This is a genomic window from Pseudomonas sp. NPDC089422 (genome assembly GCF_044749405.1).
Classification (GTDB): Bacteria; Pseudomonadota; Gammaproteobacteria; order Pseudomonadales; family Pseudomonadaceae; genus Aquipseudomonas.
Genome location: NZ_JBIVHW010000019.1, coordinates 38,538 through 62,812 on the forward strand (window position 1 = coordinate 38,538; position 24,275 = coordinate 62,812).

At 64.7% G+C, this 24,275-nt stretch carries 20 protein-coding genes; 9 read left to right on the plus strand and 11 right to left on the minus strand.

What is annotated here, in order from left to right; genetic code table 11:
• Window positions 1-18 precede the first annotated feature (18 nt).
• From ACIPZ8_RS26340 to ACIPZ8_RS26350, 3 genes are all read left to right on the plus strand, one after another.
• Window positions 19-2,151, plus strand: a complete 2,133-nt coding sequence (locus ACIPZ8_RS26340; RefSeq protein ID WP_400729652.1) for a TonB-dependent receptor family protein — start codon at window positions 19-21, stop codon at window positions 2,149-2,151.
• 148 nt (window positions 2,152-2,299) lie between these two features.
• Window positions 2,300-4,300, plus strand: coding sequence for a U32 family peptidase (locus tag ACIPZ8_RS26345; protein ID WP_103447254.1), 2,001 nt, complete (start codon window positions 2,300-2,302; stop codon window positions 4,298-4,300).
• A 206-nt stretch (window positions 4,301-4,506) separates the two neighbouring features.
• On the plus strand, window positions 4,507-5,064 hold the full coding sequence (locus ACIPZ8_RS26350; protein WP_400729729.1) for a TetR/AcrR family transcriptional regulator: 558 nt from the start codon (window positions 4,507-4,509) through the stop codon (window positions 5,062-5,064).
• 109 nt (window positions 5,065-5,173) lie between these two features.
• Here the strand turns inward: ACIPZ8_RS26350 and ACIPZ8_RS26355 are convergent, their stop codons facing one another.
• The 7 genes from ACIPZ8_RS26355 to ACIPZ8_RS26385 form a co-directional block, all read right to left on the minus strand.
• A complete protein-coding gene (locus ACIPZ8_RS26355) occupies window positions 5,174-6,577 on the minus strand; it encodes an efflux transporter outer membrane subunit (RefSeq protein WP_400729655.1) in 1,404 nt (467 codons plus the stop codon).
• Complete coding sequence (locus tag ACIPZ8_RS26360) at window positions 6,564-9,704, minus strand: multidrug efflux RND transporter permease subunit (protein ID WP_400729658.1); 3,141 nt, start codon at window positions 9,702-9,704, stop codon at window positions 6,564-6,566. The genes ACIPZ8_RS26355 and ACIPZ8_RS26360 overlap by 14 nt, the downstream gene beginning before the upstream one ends.
• Window positions 9,705-9,719: 15 nt before the next feature.
• On the minus strand, window positions 9,720-10,862 hold the full coding sequence (locus tag ACIPZ8_RS26365) for a MexC family multidrug efflux RND transporter periplasmic adaptor subunit (protein WP_400729661.1): 1,143 nt from the start codon (window positions 10,860-10,862) through the stop codon (window positions 9,720-9,722).
• Between the two features lie 135 nt (window positions 10,863-10,997).
• Complete coding sequence (locus tag ACIPZ8_RS26370; protein ID WP_400729663.1) at window positions 10,998-12,392, minus strand: aspartate aminotransferase family protein; 1,395 nt, start codon at window positions 12,390-12,392, stop codon at window positions 10,998-11,000.
• A gap of 86 nt (window positions 12,393-12,478) precedes the next feature.
• Window positions 12,479-13,327 (minus strand): helix-turn-helix transcriptional regulator, encoded by an 849-nt coding sequence (locus ACIPZ8_RS26375; RefSeq protein WP_085678937.1) that lies wholly within the window; start codon window positions 13,325-13,327, stop codon window positions 12,479-12,481.
• Between the two features lie 688 nt (window positions 13,328-14,015).
• Window positions 14,016-14,450, minus strand: a complete 435-nt coding sequence (locus ACIPZ8_RS26380; protein ID WP_400729666.1) for a hypothetical protein — start codon at window positions 14,448-14,450, stop codon at window positions 14,016-14,018.
• Window positions 14,451-14,508: 58 nt separating this feature from the next.
• Window positions 14,509-14,658 carry a hypothetical protein gene (locus tag ACIPZ8_RS26385; RefSeq protein WP_400729738.1) on the minus strand — a complete coding sequence of 50 codons (150 nt, stop codon included), beginning with the start codon at window positions 14,656-14,658 and terminating at the stop codon, window positions 14,509-14,511.
• Between ACIPZ8_RS26385 and ACIPZ8_RS26390 the strand changes: the two genes are divergently transcribed.
• The 3 genes from ACIPZ8_RS26390 to ACIPZ8_RS26400 all read left to right on the plus strand — a co-directional run bounded on the left by ACIPZ8_RS26390 (window position 14,594) and on the right by ACIPZ8_RS26400 (window position 17,885).
• Window positions 14,594-14,884 carry an integrase gene (locus ACIPZ8_RS26390; RefSeq protein ID WP_400729732.1) on the plus strand — a complete coding sequence of 97 codons (291 nt, stop codon included), beginning with the start codon at window positions 14,594-14,596 and terminating at the stop codon, window positions 14,882-14,884. The genes ACIPZ8_RS26385 and ACIPZ8_RS26390 overlap by 65 nt on opposite strands.
• Window positions 14,885-14,916: 32 nt before the next feature.
• Window positions 14,917-16,503 (plus strand): ABC-F family ATPase, encoded by a 1,587-nt coding sequence (locus tag ACIPZ8_RS26395; RefSeq protein ID WP_027919182.1) that lies wholly within the window; start codon window positions 14,917-14,919, stop codon window positions 16,501-16,503.
• A 188-nt stretch (window positions 16,504-16,691) separates the two neighbouring features.
• Window positions 16,692-17,885, plus strand: a complete 1,194-nt coding sequence (locus ACIPZ8_RS26400; RefSeq protein WP_400729670.1) for an MFS transporter — start codon at window positions 16,692-16,694, stop codon at window positions 17,883-17,885.
• Here ACIPZ8_RS26400 and ACIPZ8_RS26405 read toward each other — a convergent pair.
• Entirely contained in the window at window positions 17,856-18,890 is a 1,035-nt protein-coding gene (locus tag ACIPZ8_RS26405; protein ID WP_400729673.1) for an alpha/beta hydrolase family protein, read from the minus strand. The genes ACIPZ8_RS26400 and ACIPZ8_RS26405 overlap by 30 nt on opposite strands.
• Before the next feature lie 131 nt (window positions 18,891-19,021).
• Window positions 19,022-19,633, minus strand: a complete 612-nt coding sequence (locus tag ACIPZ8_RS26410; RefSeq protein WP_400729676.1) for an FMN-dependent NADH-azoreductase — start codon at window positions 19,631-19,633, stop codon at window positions 19,022-19,024.
• A gap of 133 nt (window positions 19,634-19,766) precedes the next feature.
• Here ACIPZ8_RS26410 and ACIPZ8_RS26415 point away from each other — a divergent pair, with 133 nt between their 5' ends.
• Window positions 19,767-20,669: a LysR substrate-binding domain-containing protein gene (locus ACIPZ8_RS26415; RefSeq protein WP_400729679.1), complete on the plus strand. Its 903-nt coding sequence runs from the start codon at window positions 19,767-19,769 to the stop codon at window positions 20,667-20,669.
• Window positions 20,662-21,021 carry an MmcQ/YjbR family DNA-binding protein gene (locus tag ACIPZ8_RS26420; protein ID WP_400729682.1) on the plus strand — a complete coding sequence of 120 codons (360 nt, stop codon included), beginning with the start codon at window positions 20,662-20,664 and terminating at the stop codon, window positions 21,019-21,021. The genes ACIPZ8_RS26415 and ACIPZ8_RS26420 overlap by 8 nt, the downstream gene beginning before the upstream one ends.
• Here the strand turns inward: ACIPZ8_RS26420 and ACIPZ8_RS26425 are convergent, their stop codons facing one another.
• Window positions 21,022-21,450 carry a DUF1294 domain-containing protein gene (locus ACIPZ8_RS26425; RefSeq protein ID WP_400729685.1) on the minus strand — a complete coding sequence of 143 codons (429 nt, stop codon included), beginning with the start codon at window positions 21,448-21,450 and terminating at the stop codon, window positions 21,022-21,024.
• Window position 21,451: 1 nt separating this feature from the next.
• On the minus strand, window positions 21,452-22,282 hold the full coding sequence (locus ACIPZ8_RS26430) for an undecaprenyl-diphosphate phosphatase (RefSeq protein ID WP_152955043.1): 831 nt from the start codon (window positions 22,280-22,282) through the stop codon (window positions 21,452-21,454).
• Window positions 22,283-22,582: 300 nt separating this feature from the next.
• Here ACIPZ8_RS26430 and ACIPZ8_RS26435 point away from each other — a divergent pair, with 300 nt between their 5' ends.
• Window positions 22,583-24,217 carry a methyl-accepting chemotaxis protein gene (locus tag ACIPZ8_RS26435; RefSeq protein ID WP_400729688.1) on the plus strand — a complete coding sequence of 545 codons (1,635 nt, stop codon included), beginning with the start codon at window positions 22,583-22,585 and terminating at the stop codon, window positions 24,215-24,217.
• The last annotated feature ends 58 nt before the right edge of the window (window positions 24,218-24,275 follow it).

Below are 24,275 nucleotides of genomic sequence, written 5' to 3' on the forward strand. Positions count from 1 at the left end.
CCTCAAGCAGGAAGCTGCATGTATTACCCCCCTTTTCGCCGCAAGGCCCTGATCGCCCTGCTGCCCAGCCTGGGCCTGTCCCCGCTCGCCCAGGCCGAACCTGCCACCACCTTCAACCTGCTGGAACCGGTGGTGGTCACCGGCACCTACGCGCCGAACCCGAGCTTCGACCTGCCCTATTCCATCGACACCGTCAGCCGTGAGCAGATCGCCGATGGCCAGCTCGGCGTCAACCTGTCGGAAGCGCTCAACCGCGTACCTGGCCTGGTGGTGCAGAACCGCCAGAACTACGCCCAGGACCTGCAGATTTCCTCGCGTGGCTATGGCGCCCGCTCGGCCTTCGGCATCCGTGGCATCAAGCTGCTCAGCGACGGCATCCCGGCCAGTACCCCGGATGGCCAGGGCCAGGCGGCCTCGTTGAACCTGGACGTGGCGGACCGCATCGAAGTGCTGCGCGGCCCGGCCTCCGCCCTGTACGGCAGCAATGCCGGTGGCGTGATCCAGATGTTCTCCCGCGATGGCGCAGGCCCGCCCAAGGTGGGCGCCGAAACCACCTTCGGCAGCGACGGTTTCAACAAGAATCACGTCTACAGCGAAGGCGGCAGCGAGCAGGCCGGCTTCCTGGTCGATGCCTCGCGCATGGACACCGACGGCTACCGCGACCACAGCGCCGCCCGCCGCGACCAGACCTTCGCCAAGGTGCACGTCAAGCCGGACGAAGACAGCCGCCTGGCGCTGATTTTCAGCACCCTGGAGCAGAACGGTACCGAAGACCCGCTGGGCCAGACCTGGGACGCCTACAAGCACGACCCACGCTCGGTGGCGGCGCGCGCCGAGGAGTACGACACGCGCAAGAGCATCCACCACCAGCAGCTGGGCATGAACTACGAGCGTTATTTCGGCGAGGCGACCCTGCAGTTCAACCTGTATGCGGGCAAGCGCAGCGTCATCCAGTACCTGTCGATCCCAAAGACGATAACCACAGCGAACGGAGCCAAGTTACCGAACCCGGCCAATGAACGCGGTGGCGGCGTGGTCGACTTCGACCGTGAATTCCACGGTGGCACCCTGCGCTGGATCCAGCCGGTGAGCGCCGCCCCCGGCAACCTGACCCTGACCTTCGGTGCCGACTACGACCGCAGCCGCGATGACCGCCGTGGCTTCCAGAACTTCAGCGGCGACACGCTGGGCGTGAAAGGCGACCTGCGCCGGGATGAAAAAGACACCGCCACCAGCCTCGATCCGTATGTGCAGGCCCACTGGGAACTGGACCGCTGGACCGTGGATGCCGGCCTGCGCCACAGCAGCATGGAGATGGAGGTGGACGATCACTTCCTGGCCAACGGCGATGCCAGCGGTTCGAAAAAATACCAGCACACCACGCCGACCTTGTCGGTCATGTACGCCTTTACCCCCGACCTGCATGGCTACATCAGCGCCGGCCAGGGCTTCGAAACTCCGACCCAGGCCGAGATGGCCTATGCCCCCGGGGCACTGGAGGGCTTCAACTTCGGCCTGGAACCGGCCACCAGCACCCAGTACGAACTGGGCCTGAAGATGCGCCCGGACGAGCGCACGCGGATCAATGCGGCGATCTTCGAGATCCGTACCAAAGACGAGATCGTGGTCGCGGCTTCGACCGATGGCCGCACCAGCTACCGCAACGCCGGCAAGACCCTGCGCCGTGGCTTCGAGCTGAGCGTGCAGCGTGAACTGAGCCCGCAGTGGCAGGCCAACCTGGCCTATACCCTGCTCGATGCCACCTATGACGAAGCCTTCACCCAGGGCACCACGACCATCGACAAGGGCAACCAGCTGCCCGGCGTGCCGCGCAGCAGCCTGTTTGGCGAGCTGGTGTGGAAGCCGCGTGACGGCATCAGCATGGGGCTCGAAGGGCAGTACCGCAGCAAGGTGTATGTCGAGGACACCAATGACCAGCACGCGGCGCCGGGTTATGCGATGTTCAACTGGCGAACGCAGTTCCAGCAGCAGGTCGGGCCTTGGACGTTCCACCAGCTGGTGCGCCTGGACAACTTGCTGGACCGCCAGTATGTGGGCTCGGTGATTGTCGGCGATGGTAATGGTCGGTACTACGAGGCGGCGCCGGGCAGGTCCTGGTATGCCGGGGCTGGGCTGGAATACCAGTTCTGAGCCTTTGGGGCTGCTTTGCAGCCCTTCGCGGGTTTACCCGCGAAAGGGCCGGGCCTGGCTGCACACCTCTGGGCACTCAAAGATGCCACCCGCCCCATTCCCCGCTACAATGCCGCCCTAAACCGTGACAGCCCGAACCTATAACGACATGTCCCTTCCAAAGAATCACCTGGAACTGCTCAGCCCTGCCCGTGACGTGGCCATCGCCCGCGAAGCGATCCTGCACGGCGCTGATGCCATCTACATCGGCGGCCCGAGCTTCGGCGCGCGCCACAACGCCTGCAACGAAGTCAGCGATATCGCCGAACTGGTCGAGTTCGCCCATCGCTACCATGCACGCGTGTTCACCACCATCAACACCATCCTCCACGACAACGAACTGGAACCGGCGCGCAAGCTGATCCACCAGCTCTACGACGCTGGCGTCGACGCGCTGATCGTGCAGGACCTGGGGGTGATGGAGCTGGATATCCCGCCCATCGAGCTGCATGCCAGCACCCAGACCGACATCCGCACCCTGGAGCGGGCCAAGTTCCTCGACCAGGCCGGTTTCTCCCAGCTGGTTCTGGCCCGCGAGCTGAACCTGCAGCAGATCCGCGCCATCGCCAGCGAAACCGACGCGGCCATCGAGTTCTTCATCCACGGTGCGCTGTGCGTGGCCTTCTCCGGCCAGTGCAACATCTCCCACGCCCAGACCGGGCGCAGCGCCAACCGTGGTGACTGCTCCCAGGCCTGCCGCCTGCCGTACACCCTCAAGGACGACCAGGGCCGCGTGGTGGCGTTCGAGAAGCACCTGCTGTCGATGAAAGACAACAACCAGACCGCCAACCTGGCCGACCTGGTCGATGCCGGCGTGCGCTCGTTCAAGATCGAGGGCCGCTACAAGGACATGGGCTATGTGAAGAACATCACCGCCCACTACCGCAAGGAGCTCGACGCCATCCTCGAAGGACGCCCGGAGCTGGCTCGCGCCTCCAGCGGGCGTACCGAGCACTTCTTCCTGCCCGACCCGGACAAGACCTTCCACCGCGGCAGCACCGACTACTTCGTCACCGACCGCAAGGTCGACATCGGTGCCTTCGACTCGCCAACCTTCACCGGCCTGGCCGTGGGTGTGGTGGAAAAGGTCGGCAAGCGCGACATGCAGGTAGTCACCGAGGTGCCGCTGACCAACGGCGACGGCCTCAACGTACTGGTCAAGCGTGAGGTGGTGGGCTTCCGCGCCAACATCGCCGAGCCGCGTGGCGAGTTCGAGGAAGACGGCCAGAAGCGCTACCGCTACCGCGTCGAGCCCAACGAGATGCCGGAAGGCCTGCACAAGCTGCGGCCGAACCACCCGCTGTCGCGCAACCTCGACCACAACTGGCAGCAGGCCCTGCAGCGCACTTCGTCGGAGCGCCGCGTGGGCGTGGAATGGCACGCGGTGCTGCGCGAACAGCGCCTGATGCTGACCCTCAGCAGTGAGGAAGGCGTCAGCGTGCAGGTGGCACTGGACGGCCCCTTCGGCGCTGCCAACAAGCCACAGCAGGCACTGGACCAGTTGCACGACCTGCTCGGCCAGCTGGGCACCACGATGTACCATGCCAACCGCATCGAGCTGGATGCGCCGCAGGCGTTCTTCATCCCCAACTCGCAGCTCAAGGCCCTGCGCCGTGAAGCCATCGAGGCGCTGACCGAGGCACGCGTGAAGGCGCACCCACGTGGCGGGCGCAAAGCCGAGACCACGCCGCCACCGGTGTATCCGGAGTCGCACCTGTCGTTCCTGGCCAACGTCTACAACCAGAAGGCCCGCGACTTCTACCACCGCCATGGCGTGCAGCTGATCGACGCGGCGTATGAAGCCCATGAGGAACACGGCGAAGTGCCGGTGATGATCACCAAGCACTGCCTGCGCTTCTCGTTCAACCTGTGCCCCAAGCAGGCCAAGGGCGTGACCGGCGTGCGCACCAAGGTGGCGCCGATGCAGCTGATCCAGGGCGATGAAGTGCTGACCCTGAAGTTCGACTGCAAGCCGTGCGAAATGCATGTGATCGGCAAGATGAAGAACCACATCATCGACCTGCCGACGCCGGGTAGCGCGGTGGCTCAGGTGGTGGGGCACATCAGCCCGGAAGACCTGCTCAAGACCATTCCACGCGGGCCGCATTGATCATCAGCCTGTAAGGGCCATTCGCGGCTAAAGCCGCTCCCACAGGATTTGTGCTGCCTTCCAGGCCGGTGCAGTCCCTGTAGGAGCGGCTTCAGCCGCGAAGAGGCCGGCACAGAAACAAAAATGTCTCAAATGAGACGCCAAGGCTTGATCCCCCTCCCATTTCCTGCACAATGCCAAGCATGCCACCCATGCGAGGCCCCGCGATGCACCCCACGCCCCAAGACGAACGCCTGCTCAAGGCCCTGGCCCACGCCATCGTGGTCCACCCCCGCGCGACCCTCAAGGAACTGGCCGAGACCGCTGGCGTCAGCAAGGCCACCCTGCACCGTTTCTGCGGCACCCGCGACAACCTGGTGGCCATGCTCGAGAACCACGGCGAACAGGTGCTCAACCAGGTCATCAGCAATGCCGCGCTGACCACCACCGAACCGCTGGACGCCGTGCGCCACCTGATCGCCGAACACCTCAAGCATCGTGAAATGCTGGTGTTCCTGATGTTCCAGTACCGGCCCGATACCCTGCTGGGTGACAGTGAGGACCGCCGTTGGCTGACCTATACCCGCGCGATGGATGCGTTCTTCCTGCGTGCCCAGCAGTTGGGCGTGTTGCGTATCGACATCAGCGCGGCGGTGTTTACCGAGATGTTCATCACCCAGATCTACGGCATGGTCGATGCCGAGCGGCGTGGGCGAGCGGCCAGTGCCAATTCGGCGGTGGCGCTGGAACAATTGTTCCTGCATGGGGCCCTGACCCCATCTTGAATTTGGTGCTGGATTCTTCGCGGGCAAGCAGCCCTGACACAAAAAAGGCCCCTGGGCACAAGTCCCAAGGGCCAACGCGGTTGGATCATCCAACCAAAGGAGCCTTTGCTCAGCCGCGTGCCGGCCACCCGCCGCCCAGGGCGCGGAACAGGTCGACCAACGCCAGCTGGCGCTGGGTACTTGCCTTGATGTAAGCCGCCTCATTCACGAAATCGCTGCGCTGCGCATCCAGGTAGCGCAGGTGGCTGTCGATCCCGCCTTCATAACGTGCCTTGGCCAAGGCCAGGGTCGCCCGGCTGGTATCGGCCAGCGCCCGCCGCGCTACTTCCTCGCGGCGTAGCGTATCGGTTGCCGCCAAGGCATCGGCCACCTCGCGGAACGCCGATTGGATCGTCCCCTCATACGCCGCCACCGCCGAATCCTTGCGCGCCTCGGCCAGGCTCAGCCCAGCCTGGTTGCGCCCGGCATCGAACAGCGGCAACGACAGCTGCGGCATGAAGCTCCAGCTGCGCGAACCACCGTCGAACAGGCCGGACATCTGCGCGCTCGACGTGCCGAAGCTGCCGGTCAGGCTGATGCGCGGGAAGAACGCAGCGCGCGCTGCACCGATGTCGGCATTGCGCGCCCGCAGCTGATGTTCGGCAGCGAGAATGTCCGGACGTCGCTCCAGGAGTGCCGATGGCGTACCAGGGGCAATATCCTGCAGCACGCTCGGCGCAGCCTGGCGTTCGGCCGGTATGGCCATGCCGGCATCCGCGCTGCCGACCAGCAACACCAGGGCGTTATACGCCTGGCGTTGCTGGCGCAGGTTGCTCTCAAGCTCGGCGCGGGCCTGCTCGACCAGGCCCAGCGCTTCCTGGTGGTCCAGCGCGGTCGCGGCGCCTGACGCTCGGCGCTGGCCGATCAACGCCAGCGAGTCTTCGCGGCTGGCCAGGGTCTGGCGGGTCAGCGCCAGGCGCCGCTCGGCACCGTCCAGGCTCAGGTAGGCCTGGCTGACCTCGGCGATCAGGGCGATGCGTGCGGCGCGGCCGGCTGCCTCGGTGGCCAGGTATTGCTCCAGCGCGGCATCGCTGAGGCTCTTCACCCGGCCGAACAGATCGACTTCATACTCCGGCAGCGACAAGCCCACTTGATACGTGCTTGTCACGCCCTGTTGTCCATCATTGGAGAGGCTGCCAGGCACATGCTGTCGATTGCCCGACACGCCGGCATTCAGGCCAGGCACGCGGTCGGCCCGCTGGATCCGGTATTGCGCCCGGGCCTGTTCGATATCGAGCAGGGTCTGGCGCAGCGAACGGTTGTTGTCCAGCGCCGTGCCAACCAGCTGGCGCAACGCCGGGTCGACGATGAACGCCTGCCAGTCCAGCTGGTCCACCTGCTGGCCCGCGTGCCCTGCCCCGTCTTGCCAGTGCTTGGCCACTGGCGCCTCGGGGCGCTCATAGGTCGGTGCCAGGGAGCAGCCGCTGGCCAGCACGGCCAGGGCGAACGGCACCACAAGATTACGCATGACCATCAGTCACCTCGGCAGCTTGAACGTGCGGCGCCGGCTTGCGCTTGAGCAGCGACAGCACCCAGACAAAACAGATCGGCACGAACACCACGCCCAGCAAGGTGGCACTGAGCATGCCGCCAATCACCCCGGTGCCGATGGCCCGCTGGCTGGCGGCGCCGGCGCCACTGGCAATGGCCAGGGGCACTACACCGAGGATGAACGCCATGGACGTCATCACGATCGGCCGGAAGCGCAGGCGCGCGGCCTCGATGGCGGCGTCGCGCAGGCTGTAGCCCTTCTCCCAGAGCTCCTTGGCGAACTCGACGATGAGGATCGCGTTCTTCGCTGCCAGGCCGATGATGGTGATCAGGCCGACCTTGAAGTACACATCGTTGGGCAGGCCGGTGACCATCACCGCGAGCACCGCCCCCAAGGCACCAATAGGCACGATCAGCATCACCGTCAGCGGGATCGCCCAGCTTTCATACAGCGCCACCAGCAGCAGGAACACCACCAGGATGGCCAGGGCGAACAGGCTGGTGGCCTGGCCGCTGGAGACCTTTTCCTGGTACGACAGGCCGGTCCAGGCATAGCCGATACCCGGCGGCAGCTCGCTGACCAGGCGCTCCATCTCGGCCATGGCCTGGCCGGTGCTGTAGCCCGGCGCAGCGTCGCCGGAGATGCGGATCGACGGGTAGCCGTTGTAGCGCACGATCTGCACCGGCCCCTCCTCCCAGCGGGTGGTGACGAAACTGCTGAACGGCACCTGCTGGCCCTCGGCGTTCGGTGCGTACAGGCGCAGCACGCTTTCCGGGGTCATCCGCTCGCCCTGCTCGGCCTGCACCACCACGCGCTGCTGGCGGCCGGCATTGGTGAAGTCGTTGAGCACCGCCGAACCGAAGGCGGTGGCCAAGGTGTTGTTGATGGCCTCGAAGCTCACACCCAGGGCGCGGGCCTGCTCGCGGTCGATGGCGACCCGCAGCTGCGGCGCCTCGGCCAGGCCTTCCATCATCGCGTAGAGGATCACCGGGTTGCCGTTGGCCTGGCCCAGCAACTGGTCACGCGCTGCCAGCAGGGCTTCGCGGCCCAGGCCACCACGGTCGAGCAGGCGCAAGGCAAAACCGCCGGAATTGCCCAGGCCATCGATGGGTGGCGGGTTGACCGCCATGATCGCGCCATCGCCATAGCCCGCGAACTGCGCGTTGATGGCGACGGTTTCGGCGTCCACTGACTGCTCCTTGCCGCGCACCGCCCAGTCCTTGTAGGTGGGGAACGCCAGTGCGGCGTTCTCACCCATGCCCGAGAAGCTGAAGCCGCTGACCATGAACGCCGAGGCCAGCGCCTCGCGCGACATCAGGAACTGCTCCAGCGCCTGGCCGGTGGCATCGGTGCGCACGCGGCTGGCACCGGGTGGCAGTTGCACGTCGACGATGGCATAGCCCTGGTCTTCCACCGGTACGAACGACTCCGGCAGGCGCAGGTAGAAGTAGCCGAGCATCGCCAGGATGCCGGCGTACACCAGCATGTAGCGCCCGGCGCGCTTGACCAGGGTGCTGTTCATGCCCGAGTAGCGTTCGGTCAGGCGGGCGAAGCTGCGGTTGAAGGCGCCGAAGAAGCCACGTTTCTCGTGGTGCCCAGGGGCCACCGGCTTGAGCAGCGTGGCGCACAGGGCTGGGGTGAAGGTCAGCGCCAGGAAGCCGGAAAACAGAATGGAAACTGCCAGCGACAGCGAGAACTGCTGGTAGATCACCCCCACCGAGCCTGCCATGAACGCCAGCGGCAGGAACACCGCCGAGAGCACCAGGGTTATACCGATGATGGCCCCCGACACCTGGCCCATGGCCTTGATCGTCGCCTGCACCGGCGACAGCCCCTCCTCGGCCATGATCCGCTCGACGTTCTCCACCACCACGATGGCGTCGTCGACCAGGATGCCGATGGCCAGCACCATGCCGAACATGGTCATCATGTTCACCGAGAAGCCCAGCAACTTCATCACCATCAGCGTGCCGAGCAGGCACACCGGCACCACGATCGACGGGATCAGGGTGTAGCGGATGTTCTGCAGGAACAGGAACATCACCAGGAATACCAGGACCATGGCTTCGATCAAGGTATGGATGACCTTTTCGATGGCCACGTCGACAAAGCGCGACGTGTCGTATGGCACCGAATACTCGACGCCTTCGGGGAAGAACTCGCTCAGCTCGGCCAGGCGTTCCTTGACCAGCTCGGCGGTTTTCAGCGCATTGGCACCGGGCGCCAGTTGCACCGCGCCGGCCACCGCTGGCTTGCCGTCCAGGCGCGAGGAGAAGTTGTAGCTCTCCAGGCCGATTTCCAGGCGCGCGACATCGGCCAGGCGCACCAGCGAGCCATCGAGGTTGGCCCGCAGCACCACGCGACCGAAGGCTTCCGGGTCGTCCAGGGTGCCCTGCACCGCCAAGGTGGCGGTCAGTTCCTGTTCGCTGCTGCCCGGCGCGCTGCCAAAGCTGCCGGCCGGCACCTGCACGTTCTGCCCGCGGATGGCGTTGCTCACGTCATCGATCGACAGGCCATAGCCGACCAGCTTCTGCGGGTCGACCCACACCCGCATGGCTGCTTCCGAGGAGAAGAACTGCAGCTTGCCGACACCGGGCACCCGGCGTAGCTCGTTGTTGATGTTACGCGCGGCATAGTCGCCCAGCGCCGTGGTGTCGGCCTTGCCGGCGCCATCCTTGTAGTTCAGGGCGTAGATCAGCAAGAAGCCTGCGCTGGTCTGCTCGACCTGGATGCCCTGGGTGGTCACCGCCTGGGGCATGCGCGCCTCGGCCTTTTTCAGGCGGTTCTGCACGTCCACCTGGGCCAGTTCCGGGTTGGTGCCCGGCTCGAAGGTGACCACCACCTCGGCCATGCCGTTGGAGTTGTTGGTGGACTCGAAATACAGCAGGTTCCTGGCGCCGTTGAGCGACTCCTCGATGATGCTGGTCACCGACTCCACCAGCACCTTGGCCGAAGCACCCGGGTAGGTGGCGGTGATGGTGATCTGCGGCGGTGCCACGTTGGGGTACTGGGCGACCGGCAGCAGCGGCATCACCAGTAACCCGCCCAGGGAAATGAACAGCGCCATGACCCAGGCAAAGTTCGGCCGTTTGATGAAGAACTTGGACATCTCGCTACCCTCGCCTTACCGCGCCGCGGCCTGTAGTGCCGGGGACGGCGCCACCGGCATGCCGGCAGCCAGGCCCGCCGGGCTGCCGACGATCACCTGGTCGCCCGGCTGCAGGCCTTCGGTGACCTGCCAGCGGGCCCCCTGCATGGCACCGGTGCGCACGCTGCGGGCCTCGGCGATGCCGCCCTTGCCGACCAGCATCACCCGTGCTTCACCGTCGCTGCCGCGCTGGATGGCGCGTTGCGGAACCAGGATCGCCTGGTTGTCGGTGCCCTGGGGCGTCAGCACGCGCACATACATGCCAGGCAGCAGGATGCCGTCGGCGTTGTCGAAGCGCCCGCGCAGGGTCACCTGGCCGGTACCGCGGTCGACCGCAACGTCGGTGAACATCAGCGTGCCCTGGCGTTGGTAATCGGTACCTTCCACGCGAGCGGTCAAGGCCGGGTTCTCACCTGCCGCCAGCGCGCCGTCCTTGAGCGCCTGGCGCAGGCGCAGGGCATCGGCGGCGGACTGGGTGAAGTCGACGTAGATCGGGTCGAGTTGCTGGATACGCGCCATCAGCGTGGCGTCACCCTGCCCGACCAAGGCGCCTTCGGTGATCAGGGCACGGCCGATGCGGCCGGAGATCGGTGCCTTGACCGTGGCGTATCCGAGGTTCAGCTGCGCCGTCTCGACATCGGCCTGGGCCGAACGCACGGCCGCCTGGCCGCTGCGCAGGTCGGCGCTGGCGCTGTCGAAGTCCTGTTGGCTGACTGCTTCGATCTTCACCAGTGGCTGATAGCGGCGCACCCGCGCCTGGGCCTCCAGCATCACCGACTGAGCCCGCGCCAGTTCGGCTTCGGCGCGCGACAGTGCGGCCTTGAACGGCGCCGGGTCGATCTGGAACAGCACGTCACCGGCCTTGACGTCGGCGCCTTCTTCGAAGCGTTTGTGCAGGACGATGCCGGCCACCCGGGCGCGGACTTCCGCCACGCGCATGGGCTCGACCCGACCAGGCAAGGTCGAGGCCAGGGCCAGGGGTTCGGCGGCGACCGTGACGGTCTGGACGGGAACGGTGGTGTTGGCGGCGGACGGTGGCGCTTCCTGCTCGCCGCAGCCGGCTAAAGCGACGGCAGCGGCCAGGTAGCTGGCCATTCCTAGTGCACGCAAGTGGCTCATGATTCACCCGAGCTATAGATAAAAACGGCCCGAATGATATTTCTGGAGGCTTAATGAGTCAATTTTGTCTCATTTGAAACTTTGTGAATATTTGTGAAGCCTGGGGCTGCTGCGCAGCCCCAGCAATCTCAACCCTTACAACAACCCCAACCCGCGCGCGGTGCGATCCACCGCAATCCGGGTCTTATCCACCAGCTCATCCAGCTCGCTGTGGTTGGCCACCAAAGCCGGCGCCATGATCATCCGCCCCAGGGTCGAACGAATGATCACCCCTTCCTCAAAGCCATAAGTACGGCACTGCCAGGCCAGGTCGTTCTCATTGGCATAACGCTTGCGGCTGCCTTTGTCCTCGGCGAACTGCAGCGCCGCCACCAGGCCGGCGCCCTGCACCTGGCCAATCAGCGGGTGGTTGGCGAACACCTCGCGCAGGATGCGCTGCAGGTAAGGCCCGGTGTCTTCCTTGACCTGGCGCACGATGCCTTCATCGCGCAGCGCCTTGAGATTGGCAATGGCCACTGCCGCCGCCACCGGGTGCCCGGAATAGGTCAGGCCGTGGGCAAACACCCCGCCACGCTCGACCAGTGCCTCGGCGATGCGCTTGCTCAGCACCAGGCCACCCATCGGCACGTAACCCGAGGTCAGGCCCTTGGCGATCGACAGCGTGTCCGGCTCGAAGCCGAAGTATTCGTGGGCGAACCACTCGCCGGTGCGGCCAAAGCCACCGATCACTTCATCGGCGCACAGCAGCACGTCGTATTGGCGGCAGATGCGCTGGATTTCCGGCCAGTAGCTTTCCGGCGGGAAGATCATGCCGCCCGCGCCCTGGAACGGCTCGGCGATGAAGCCGGCAACGTTCTCCGCCCCCAGTTCGAGGATCTTCTCTTCCAGTTGCAGGGCGCAGCGGCGGCCGAACTCGGCCGGCGTCAGGTCACCACCGGCGGCGTACCAGTACGGCTCGTCGATGTGCGCCACATCCGGGATCATGCCGCCCATTTCGTGCATGAACTTCATGCCCCCCAGCGCGGTGGCCGCCAGGGTCGAGCCGTGGTAGCCGTTCCAACGGCCGATCATGACCTTCTTGCTCGGCTGGCCAACCACTTGCCAGTAGCGGCGCACGGTGCGGATCAGCACCTCGTTGGCCTCGGAGCCGGAGTTGGTGTAGATGGCGTGGCTATAGTGGCCCGGCAGCAGGCTGAACAGCAGCTCGGACAGCTCGATCACCGCCGGGTGGGTGGTGTGGAAGAACATGTTGTAGTAGGCCAGCTGGTCCATCTGCGCGGCGGCGGCGGCAGTCAGGTCCTTGCGGCCGTAGCCGAGCTGGGTGCACCACAGGCCCGACATGCCGTCCAGGTAGCGCTTGCCGTCGCTGTCCCACAGGTGCAGGCGCTCGCCACCGACCATCACGCGCGGCCCCTCGGCGTTCAGCGCCTTCTGGTCGAGGAAGGCGTGAATGTGGTGGGCCGCGTCGCCGGCCTGGTAGTCACGGGTGTCGCGCTGGGCTTGCAGCTTGGCTTGGAACGGTGCGTTCATTGTTGTTCTCCAGGGTAAAACGCGGCGTGCAGTTGGCCCTGCCAGACCGCTGACAGTAGAAAATCGGGTGGGGTGAAACGGCGCGTTCAGCGCCTTCGCAGGTAGCTTTCCAGCGGGTCCTTGCTCAGGCCTTCCTGGGCCTGGGCCAGCGAGTCGATGAACAGCGAAAACAGCTCGGACTGCTTGGCGATATCGAGCTTGGTGTAGAGGTTCTTGCGGTGGGTCTTGACCGTGTCCTCACTGATACCCAGGCGCTCGGCCAGGGAACGGGTCGAGTGGCCGCGCAGCAGGTACTGGGCGATGCGGCACTCGCGCTCGGTGAGCAAGGAAGAGCCGAAGTTGTTCAGCGCGGCGTTGATCTGCCGGCCCAGGGCACTCTCGAAGCGCCCGCCCAGGGCATCGACATCCAGGTGGCTCCATTGCCGCCGCACCGTGGCCACCACCCACGGCGCCACGCACTTGAGGTCATTGACCTGCTGGCGGTCCAGGCGGCGCGTGCTGGCCAGGGCCACGGCGATGGTCAGGTGCTCGTCGAGCGGCACGATGAAGTTGAGTTCGTCTTCCAGGTGGGCGTGTTGGTAGAACGCCAGGTAATACTCGCTGCGCTTGAAATGGTCGGGGGCGACATCGCTGAGGCGATAGCAACCGGGGGCGATGCCGTCCATGCAGGCCCGGTAGAACGGGCACAGCAGGTAATAGCCTTCGAGGTACTTCTGGATATTGCCTTCCGGCAGCCACGGGCCTTCCTCGTCCTTTTCGAACAGCGCCGACGGCAACCCCTTGCGCGGGTAGAGGAACACGGTGATGGCCTGGCACGGAGCAATCAGCTTGAGTGCGGCAAACAGTGCCTCGACGAAGCCCGGCGAACCCTGGGCGTCGACGACACGGGCCATCTGCGCGTACCAGTCGGGCGATTTCAGCCGGTCTTTGCTCATTGTCGTGGTCCCGTGCCAGGGTTGTTGTGGCTGGGATTCTTGCACGGGGCTTGGGTGCCGACCATCACCCTTCGGGGTGAGCCCCGGGCCCGGTTCGGGGTAAGGCTGGCCCCAGGGATGGGTTCAGCTGATGGCCTCAAGAAACACCCAGGACGCCACCGCCGTCAGGACCAGTACAGCAGCTACAACGAAGATCATGTAGTGGAAGTCGTTCTGAGTCATCACACTGCCCCCAAATCCCCAGTTTTTCAGGGAAGGAGCAATTCCCATTCCACATCGTGCCGCTTGTCTATCTCATGCTTGGCTGCTTGTGAGCCTCCAGCCGCTGAGCGTCCCTGGCGAACCATATCCCTACCGCAATCACCATCAGGCAAATGAACACAACGTCCCATGCCCGGTGCTCGATGGCGGCCAGGATCGCGAAAAACTGCAGGGCGCCTGCCCACCATAGAAATGGCCTGATTTTCGAGTAGCGCATAACCCACCTCACACCCCCAACTATCAAAAGTCTAGTTGAGTACCGACCAGGTAGCAGGCGGGCCAACGGGTGGGTGACAGGCTATCCAGAACTTTTCTCATACCCACCAAGGATCTTGCTCAGCTTCGCGCGACGATACAGGCACCCAGCCTCTGAATCGCATGTCACCTCGGGCCTTACCTTGGCTTCAGGGGGGACTGCCACACAGTCCTAGTGACGCGTTAACGGCTGCTTTTCCATCTTTTTGCATCGAATGCACGACATGGTTTTGTCGGTATCTGTCCTCGACACTTCGATCCACGAGTGGCTTTCCTTCTTCACTTTCGTGAAGTCGCACCTGATGCATTTTTCTTTGACCCTGCAAAAGTCGTCCATGCCCGCGTCGGTGAAGCCCTGATGTTTCTCTTTCAGGTCCTCATGGTCGCAGTGAACACAATGACGGCTCATGGTGCAGTTGTGATGATTTCTGTAGCTGAACTCACCGTACTCATGCATGTGCTTGGTCAGGTGATCGAAACAGTCAGGACACGTCTTTTCGTACAAGCAGGCTGGGCCATTACTTACTTTGGAATATTCACCGCCGTGAATACCAACACCACATTTCGCCTTGAGCGCAAGCTCCTTGACCTTATCGAAAAAACCCATCCTAGACTCCCTAAATTATGGATCCAAGATCGGTTTATCGTCGTAATCCGGCAAAACTTTAGATCACCCCCACAAAATCGTGGCCGTGCGCCATCTGGCGAATCACGCCCAGCCCTTTTGTGTACCAACCGAGCAAAGGTAGGCTGTGGATCAACGAGCCAAGTGGTACAATCCGCCACTTCAAATCGGCGCTCAAGGCGCTGAACATCCGTGACCGCCGTCAGTACGACACCCGCCACACCTACGCAACCAAGTGCCTGATGTCTGGGATGAACCCCACGTTCATCGCGAACCAGCTTGGCCACAGCGTCGAGATGTTGCTCTCTACCTACGCGAAATGGATCAGCTCCTCCTCGGACTTGAGGGAGCTGGAGAAGCTGCCGCCCCGAGTCGAATTGGCCCAGAATTGGCCCAAAACGGACGAGAGGGCCTAAATACACCTCTGGAACCCCCGCAGGACAAGCACTTGATTTCTACCGCCAACATCACCATGCAGTTCGGCTCCAAGCCGCTGTTCGAAAACGTTTCGGTCAAATTCAACAACGGCAACCGCTACGGCCTGATCGGTGCCAACGGTTGCGGCAAATCGACCTTCATGAAGATCCTCGGCGGCGACCTGGAGCCATCCGGTGGCCAGGTCATGCTCGAGCCGAACACCCGCCTGGGTAAACTGCGCCAGGACCAGTTCGCCTACGAAGAATTCACCGTGATCGACACCGTGATCATGGGCCACGGCCAGCTGTGGAAGGTCAAGGCCGAGCGCGACCGCATCTATTCGCTGCCGGAAATGACCGAGGAAGACGGCATGGCCGTCGCCGAGCTGGAAACCGAGTTCGCCGAAATGGACGGCTACACCGCCGAATCCCGCGCCGGTGAACTGCTGCTCGGCCTGGGTATTCCACTGGAGCAGCACTTTGGCCCGATGAGCGAAGTGGCGCCGGGCTGGAAGCTGCGTGTACTGCTGGCCCAGGCGCTGTTCTCGGACCCGGACGTGCTGCTGCTCGACGAACCGACCAACCACCTGGACATCAACACCATCCGCTGGCTGGAAACCATCCTCACGGCGCGTAACAGCACCATGATCATCATTTCCCACGACCGGCACTTCCTCAACAGCGTGTGCACGCACATGGCCGACCTGGACTACGGTGAGCTGCGCCTGTTCCCGGGCAACTACGACGAGTACATGACCGCGGCCACCCAGTCGCGCGAGCAACTGCTGTCGGACAACGCCAAGAAGAAAGCCCAGATCGCCGAACTGCAGACCTTCGTCAGCCGCTTCTCGGCCAACGCCTCCAAGGCCAAGCAGGCGACCTCGCGCGCCAAGCAGATCGACAAGATCCAGCTGGCCGAGGTCAAGCCTTCCAGCCGTGTCAGCCCGTTCATCCGTTTCGAACAGACCAAGAAACTGCACCGCCAGGCGGTGGTCGTCGAGAAGATGGCGAAAGCCTTCGATGACAAGGTGCTGTTCAAGAACTTCGACATCACCGTCGAAGCGGGCGAGCGCGTGGCGATCATCGGCCCCAACGGTATCGGCAAGACCACCCTGCTGCGCACCCTGGTTGGCGAGATGACCCCGGATGCAGGCTCGGTGAAGTGGACCGACAGCGCCGAAGTGGGTTACTACGCCCAGGACCACGCCCACGACTTCGAAGACGACATGACCCTGTTCGACTGGATGGGCCAGTGGACCAGCGGCGAGCAGGTGATCCGCGGTACCCTGGGGCGCATGCTGTTCTCCAACGACGAGATCCTCAAGTCGGTGAAGGTGATTTCCGGTGGTGAGCAAGGCCGCATGCTGTTCGGCAAGCTGATCCTGCAGAAGCCGAACGTGCTGGTGATGGACGAGCCGACCAACCACCTGGACATGGAATCGATCGAAGCGCTGAACCTGGCGCTGGAAAACTACCCGGGCACCCTGCTGTTCGTCAGCCATGACCGCGAGTTCGTGTCGTCGCTGGCGACCCGCATCATCGAGCTGAGCGCTGATGGTGTGGTGGACTTCAGCGGCACCTATGACGATTACCTGCGTAGCCAGGGCGTCGTGGTCTGAGGTAGTTGAGCTGGCCTGATCAACGTGTGCTGGTCGGGCCGGCCTCTTCGCGGGTTTACCCGCGAAGAATCCACCGCCAACCCCACAGGCGGGCACTGCCCGATGAATAATTCGTTAGCCTGCTTTCATTTACTTCGCGCAGCGGCCATGATTAGGGCACGCCCAACCGCCCGCCCGCGAAAGAGCCCATGACCGCGCAACAGCCCGCCCCCGTCAGCAGTACCTTCAGTATTACCCTGCAGATCCTGTCGATCGTCTTCTACACCTTCATTGCCTTCCTCTGCATCGGCCTGCCGATCGCGGTGCTGCCCAGCTATGTGCACGACCAGCTGGGCTTTGGTGCGGTGATCGCCGGGGTAACCATCGGCCTGCAGTACCTTTCCACCCTGCTCAGCCGCCCCTTCGCCGGGCGCGTGGCCGATACCCTGGGGGGCAAGAAGGCGATTGGCTATGGCCTGCTGGGCATCGCCGGGTGCGGGGTACTGACGCTGCTCTCGGCCTGGTCGCTGCAGGTGCCGCTGCTGAGCCTGGCCTTGCTGCTCGGCGGCCGTGTGCTGCTGGGCCTGGCGCAGGGGCTGATCGGCGTCGCCACCTTGAGCTGGGGCATCAGCCAGGTCGGCCCGGAACATACGGCGCGGGTGATCTCGTGGAATGGCATCGCCTCGTACGGCGCGATCGCCATCGGTGCGCCGGTCGGCGTGCTGGCGGTCGCCGGCCTGGATTTCAGCGTGCTCGGCCCGGCCTTGCTGGTGCTGGCGCTGGTGGCCCTGCTGGTGCTGCGCAAACGCCCGGACGCCGTGGTAACGCGCGGCGAACGGCTGCCGTTCTGGTCGGCCTTCGGCCGCGTCGCACCCTGCGGCCTGGGGCTGACCCTGGCGTCGATCGGCTATGGCACCCTGACCACCTTCGTCACCCTTTATTACCTGGAACGTGGCTGGGTCGGTGCGGCCTGGTGCCTGAGCGCCTTCGGCCTGTGCTTCATCATTTCGCGGCTGTTGTTCGTCAATGCGGTCAACCGCTTTGGCGGCTACAACGTGGCCATGGCCTGCATGGCCACCGAAGTGCTCGGCCTGAGCCTGCTGTGGCTGGCGCCCTCGCCGCCCTGGGCGCTGGTCGGGGCCGGCCTGACCGGCTTCGGCTTGTCGCTGGTGTACCCGGCACTGGGTGTCGAAGCGATCAAGCAGGTGCCGAGCAGCAGCCGTGGTGCGGGACTTGGGGCTTATGCCGTGTTCTTCGACATGGCACTGGCCATCGCCGGCCCGGTGATGGGGGCGGTGGCGGTGCACCTGGGCTATGCCTCGATTTTCTGCGTCGCGGCCCTGCTGGCCTTGGCCGGGGTCGGCCTGACGCTGCTACTGGCGCGGCGCAGTCGCCGCGGCTGAGCGCTCGGCGTGCTCCGGCGCGCCCAGTGCCTGGGTAAAGAAGGCGGCCGTATCGCGCTGCAGCGAATGGTGGATGTGGCGCCGGTCGACACCATCGGCGTCCTTGCACAGCGCCGGCATGCGCGCATGCTGCTCCTCGTCACAGCGGGCCATGAACACGAAGTGCCCGGCCCCTGCCAGCAAGCGATAGTCCGGGGTGATCGGCAGCTTGCGCGCCAGTTCCTCGGCATTGCGGTCTACCGCCACCAGCTGGTCGCTGTCGCCACTGTAGATCAGCGCAGGCACCTTCACCCCGGCCAAGGCATGGCGGCCGAACATCAGGCTCAGGGGAGCCATCAGCATCACCGCGCCTACCCGTGAGTCGGCCTTGGGTGCCAGCTCGCTGCGGTCGGCAATCAGCACGCCATGGGTCTTGCAGGCATCGGCATCACCTGGGCGCTCAAGGCAATAGCGGCGCAGGCGATCCAGGTCGGGTTGGGCGCCAGACAGGATCAACGCGGTTTCGCCGCCGGCCGAATAGCCGATCACACCGACCTTGCCGTCATTCAGGTAAGGGCCAAGCAACGTGTCTTCACGGGCGGCCGTGATGGCCTCGCTGACCTGCAGGGGCCGACCATACAGATTGCTCAGCGTGCCCAGGCGGCTGTGGTCCCGGGCATTGTCGCCCGGGTGCACCACCGCCACCACGACGAAGCCCTGGCGGGCCAGGGCGGTGGCCAGGTAATGCAGCGCCAGCGGGCTGCCGGTGTTGCCGTGCGACAGCACCACCAGCGGAAACTGCCCGAGCGCGACCGGGGCCTCTTCAGCGACGTCGATGGGGTAGCCGTCGATGCGGATATTGCGCGGTGCGCCATGGGACGGGTAGAACGCCAGGGCCTGCATCGGCCTGGCGTCGACCGGGTCGTCGAGTGTCATGTGATGCAGACCGGCCACCCACGGAGCGGCCTCGGCATGGGCCAACAGGCCACCGAGCAGCAATGCCAGCAAACAGCGGGGAGTGTTCATCGGTCAGCTATCGCGCAGCAGGCACCAGGATAGCGTCAGCATAGATCCGGCTTTACCACCGGGAGATGAAAAGTGGATGAAAAAACCGGCTGGCGCACGGGGCGCCAGCCGGTTTTTTTGTCGCCCGGCGATCAGGCCGCAGCGAACAGCTCGTTGGCAATCTGCGCCTGTGCGGCGTCGATGGCCTGGGTACGGTGTTCCGGGCCATAGGCCAGGCCGTGGGCACGGACAACTTCCAGGTCGGTGATACCGATGAAGCCGAGGAACACCTTGAGGAAGTCTTCATGACCCACGCCAGTCGGCTGGCCAGCGTGCAGGCCACCGGCGGTGGATACCAGCACCACTTTCTTGTTGCCGCACAGGCCTTCCGGGCCAGCTTCGGTGTAGCGGAAGGTCTTGCCGGCGACGGCCACGCGGTCGATCCAGGCCTTGAGCTGGGTCGGCACGCTGAAGTTGTACATCGGCGCGCCAATCACCACGGCGTCGGCGGCGAGGAATTCTTCCAGGGTTTCGGCGCTCAGCTTGGCTTCGAAGGCCTGGGCAGCGTCGCGGGCTTCTTCCGGGGTGCCGGCAGCCACCAGGGTGGCAGAAGAGAAGTGGGCGATGGCGTCGGCGGCCAGGTCACGGTAGACCACTTCGACACTTGGATCTGCGGCTTGCCAGGCTTCGACCACTTCGCGGCTCAGTTGGCGAGAGGCGGAATTGTCGCCCAGGATGCTCGAATCGATATGCAACAGTTTCATGGGACTCTCCTGTGAATGAAGACCGCGGCGGTGGGCGATCACGATGAAGAGAATCCTACCGGGATGCCGAATGGCTGAAAAGCCAGCAAAAATGCGTTAGTTTGTCCCACAGGTAGAACAGTGAGACAGCCCCATGCAAGACCTCAATGACCTTTTCTATTTTGCCCAGGTGGTCGAAGCCGGCGGTTTTGCTGCGGCCGGGCGCCAGTTGGGCATTCCCAAGTCGCGCCTGTCGCGGCGTATTGCCGAACTGGAAGAACGCCTCGGCACCCGCCTGCTGCAGCGCACGACGCGCCAGCTCAAGCTCACTGCCGTCGGCGAGCGCTACCTGCACCATTGCCAGGCCATGCTGCTGGAGGCCGAGGCCGCCGACGAGGTGGTCGCGAGCATGAGCAGCGAGCCGCGCGGGCGCCTGCGCGTGTCGTGCCCGGTAGCCCTGGCCCATGCGTTTCTGCCGGAGGTGATCAGCCGCTTCCTCGAACAGTACCCCCAGGTGCAGCTGGACATGGTCCTGCTCAACCGCCGTGTCGACCTGATTTCCGAAGGCATCGACGTCGCCCTGCGCGTACGCGACCTGGGCGACGAAGACCCGGCACTGGTGACCCGCCGGCTGCGCCAGGCGCAGATGCAGCTGGTGGCCGCCCCCGGCTTTGCCGACCATATCCGCGAGCCCGCCGAGCTGGCCACGCTGCCGGTGCTGGGCGCCGCCGAAGCCGACCGGCTGGTGCACTTCCGCTTGCTCGGGCCCAATGGCCGTCAGCAGGAGATCGCCCTGGAGCCACGCTTGGCCATTGACGATTTCGTCGTGCGCAACGCCGCCGTGCGCGCCGGGCTGGGCTTTACCGCCCTGCCCAGCATGTTCTGCGAAGAGGAGCTGGAACGCGGCGAACTGGTGAGGCTGCTGCCAGACTGGTCATTGCCAGGCGGCTACCTGCAGGCGGTCTACCCTCATCGGCGTGGCTTGTTGCCAGCCGTGCGGGCCTGGATAGACCACCTGGCGGCATCGTTCGAAGCGTGTGGGGAGCGTTATGTCTAAGCAAAAAATCACCGAGGATCAGGTGGCCGCGTTCTGCCTGAGCCTGCCGGGCGCGCGGGAAGACTACAAATGGGGCGGCATCCGGGTGTTTTCCGTGGCCGGCAACAAGATGTTCGCGGTGCTCGACCTGGCCGGGGCGGGGTTGTCGTTCAAGGTGGCCGATGAACTGTTTCTGGGCTATTGCGACCGGCCTGGCGTGCGGCCGGCGCCTTATCTGGCACGGGCGAAGTGGATCAGCATGGCGCCACCCTACCCCATGGGCCGGGATGAACTGTGCGACCTGCTGCAGCGCTCGCACCAGCTGGTGGTGCGACGGCTGCCAAAACGGCTGCAGGCAGGCCTGCTTAGCTGATCAGTTGAACGGCAGGAAACGGCTGCCCAGGAACAGATAGTCGAGCCAGAACACCTGGTGCAGCAGCACGATGCCCCAGAACACCAACTGGTAGGACAGTTTGCGGGTCTTGTGCCGGAACAGCTGCTGGGCAACCAGCGCGCCGGGCCAACCCCCCAGCAACTCGCTGGCATGCAGGACCTTTTCAGGCGTGCGCCAGGTGTCGCCCTGGGCCTGGCGCTTGTCCTGCCAGTACAGCAGCAGGCTGACCAGGCTGACCAGCGGGTACAACGCCAGTGGCACCCAGGTCTGCCCGTTCCAGCCCATCTGTGCCGCGCCAAGCAACGGCAACAGGCACAGCCCCCCCAGCAGCAACAGCTTCAGGCGCGCATTGCGCACGCCCGCTGTGCGTTGAGCGCCGCGTGGCGCCGTGTGCTGTGCCCGTGCCATGTCAGCTGTGCGCCGTCGACCAGTCGACCCAGCCGAACTGCCAGGTCGCCAGGATCAGCAGACCAAACACAATGCGGTACCAGGCAAAGGCCGCATAGCTGTGGTTGGCGATGAACTTCAGCAACGCCCGCACGGCAATCATGGCGAAGATGAACGAGGTCACGAAGCCGAGGGCGAACACCGGCAGGTCGCTCGGCTCGAACAGGTGGCGGTACTTGTAGCCCGAATAGACCGCCGCTCCGACCATGGTCGGCATCGCCAGGAAGAACGAGAACTCGGTGGCCGCCTTGCGCGACAGGCCGAACAGCAGGCCGCCGATGATGGTGGAACCGGAGCGCGAGGTCCCCGGGATCATCGCCAGGCACTGTACGAAGCCGATCTTCAGGGCATGGGTCCAGCGCATGTCGTCGACATGGTCCACCGCCACGGTGTGTTGGCGACGTTCAGCCCAGAGCATGATCACGCCACCGATTACCAGCGCCGTCGCCACGGTGATCGGGTTGAACAGGTATTCGTGGATCAGGTCGGCGAACAGCACGCCCAGCACCACCGCCGGCATGAACGCCAGCAGCAGGTTACCGGTGAAACGCCGGGCCTTCGGCTGGCTGGCCAGGCCGAACACCACTTCGAGGATCTTGCCGCGAAACTCCCACACGACTGCCAGGATAGCCGCCAGCTGGATGATGATGTTGAACGCCATGGCCCGTTCGCCACCGAACCCGATCAGGTCGGCGACGATGATCTGGTGGCCGGTACTGGAAATCGGCAGGAACTCAGTGAGCCCCTCGACCACACCTAAGATGATTGCCTGGAAGGCGGTCCAAAAATCCATTATTCCCCCGATGAAGCACTGCTGCTTGCAGGCTCCTTGTTCTTGGTTTGCTTGTGATTGCCGCACGCGGCGCGGCCTTTTTTACAGCGACTGCTGGGACCTGCGCCAGGGGAAACGTTCACCCCGGCTAAAGGTTTCATCTTGCGCGGCCGAGATCCTATCAAAGCGGCAAGGCAAAGGCTCGTGCGGCCTGCGGCAGAGTAACCGATAACTAGCACTTAGCCATTAGTCGAGTGCCTGCCGCCTGCAAAGCATGTTTCGATGCACCTGAATAAAAAGAACAAGGCAGGAGTGGATTCGATGAAGGCATTGCGGTCGATGTCGATCAGCCGTCGTCTGTGGCTGATTCTGGTGGTTGCGGTGGGCATGCTGGTGGTGCTTGGCCTGCTGATGCTGCGCCAGATCCATGGCGACCTGTACCAGGCCAAGGCGGAGAAGACCCGCCACGTGGTGCAGACCGCCGCGGGTGTGCTGGCCTACTACCAGGGCCTGGAAGCCGCCGGCACGCTCAGCCGCGAGGCGGCCCAGCAGCAGGCGCTACAAGTGGTGCGGGCGCTGCGCTACGACCAGAACGACTATTTCTGGATCAACGACCTCGGGCCGAAGATGATCATGCATCCGGCCAACCCCAAGCTCGATGGCCAGGACCTCTCCGCCATTCGCGACCCGGACGGCTTCGCCGTGTTCAACGAGATGGTCGCCCTCGCCCGCAGCCAGGGCGCCGGCCCGGTCGACTACCGCTGGCCCAAGCCGGGTGCCAGCGAACCGGTGGCCAAGACTTCCTATATCCAGCTGTTCCAACCCTGGGGCTGGATCATCGGCTCCGGCGTCTACGTCGATGATGTGCAGGCCGAATTCGCCCGCCAGTTGCGCGATGCCTCGCTGGTCGGCCTGTGCATCGCCTTGCTGATGGCCCTGGTGGTCAGGCTCATCGCCCGCAGCATTGCCCGCCCCTTGCAGGAAGCGGTGCAGGCCATGGGCAACATTGCCAGCGGCGAAAGCGACCTGACCCGCCGCCTGGACACCCACGGCCGGGACGAGATCACCCACCTGGGCCAGCACTTCAACCAGTTCAACGGCAAACTGCAAGGGGTGGTCGGCCAGTTGCAGGGCGCCGCCCACGCCCTGGCGCAGTCGGCCGGGCACGTTGGCGACAATGCTGGCGCCGCCGAGCAGCACAGCGCCCGGCAGTCGCAGCAGATGGACCAGGTGGCAACGGCGGTCAACGAGGTCACCTATGCCGTGCAGGATGTGGCCAAGACAGCCGAACAGGCCGCCGGTGAGATGCGCGCCGCGCAGCAGCAGGTGGTGCACGGCCAGCAGGCCATTCACGGCAGCCTGCAGCAGATCGACCGCCTCTCGGAAACCATCGAACAGGCCGTGCAGGTCATCCGTGATCTGGCCGGGCACAGCACCAGGATCGGCGGCGTGCTGGAGGTGATCCGCGCCATCGCCGAGCAGACCAACCTGCTCGCCCTCAACGCTGCCATCGAAGCCGCTCGCGCCGGCGAACAGGGCCGCGGCTTCGCCGTGGTCGCCGACGAGGTGCGCCTGCTGGCGCAACGTACCGCGCAGTCGACGGCCGAGATCCACACCATGATCGAGCACCTGCAAGGCCAGTCCGATGCGGCGGTCAAGGCCATCGACACCAGCAGCGAGGCTTCGCGCCAGACCGTGCAGCAAGCCCGCGAGGCCGGTTCCAGCCTCGATGCCATCAGCCAGGCGCTGCACAACCTCACCGCCCTCAACGCCTCGATCGCCAGTGCCACCTTGCAGCAGTCGCATGTGGTCGAGGAGATCAACCGCAATGTGCTGGACACCGCCGGCTTGTCGCAGCAGGCCGCCGATGCCGCGCGCCAGTCCAGTGATGCCGGTGCGGCCCTGGGGCAGTTGAGCGAGGAGCTTGAACAACTGTTGCGCCAGTTCCGGGTCTGAACCGGCCATGATCACCGGCCCGTGAGCGGGCCGGTCTGGTTGCGCGCTACACCTCTCG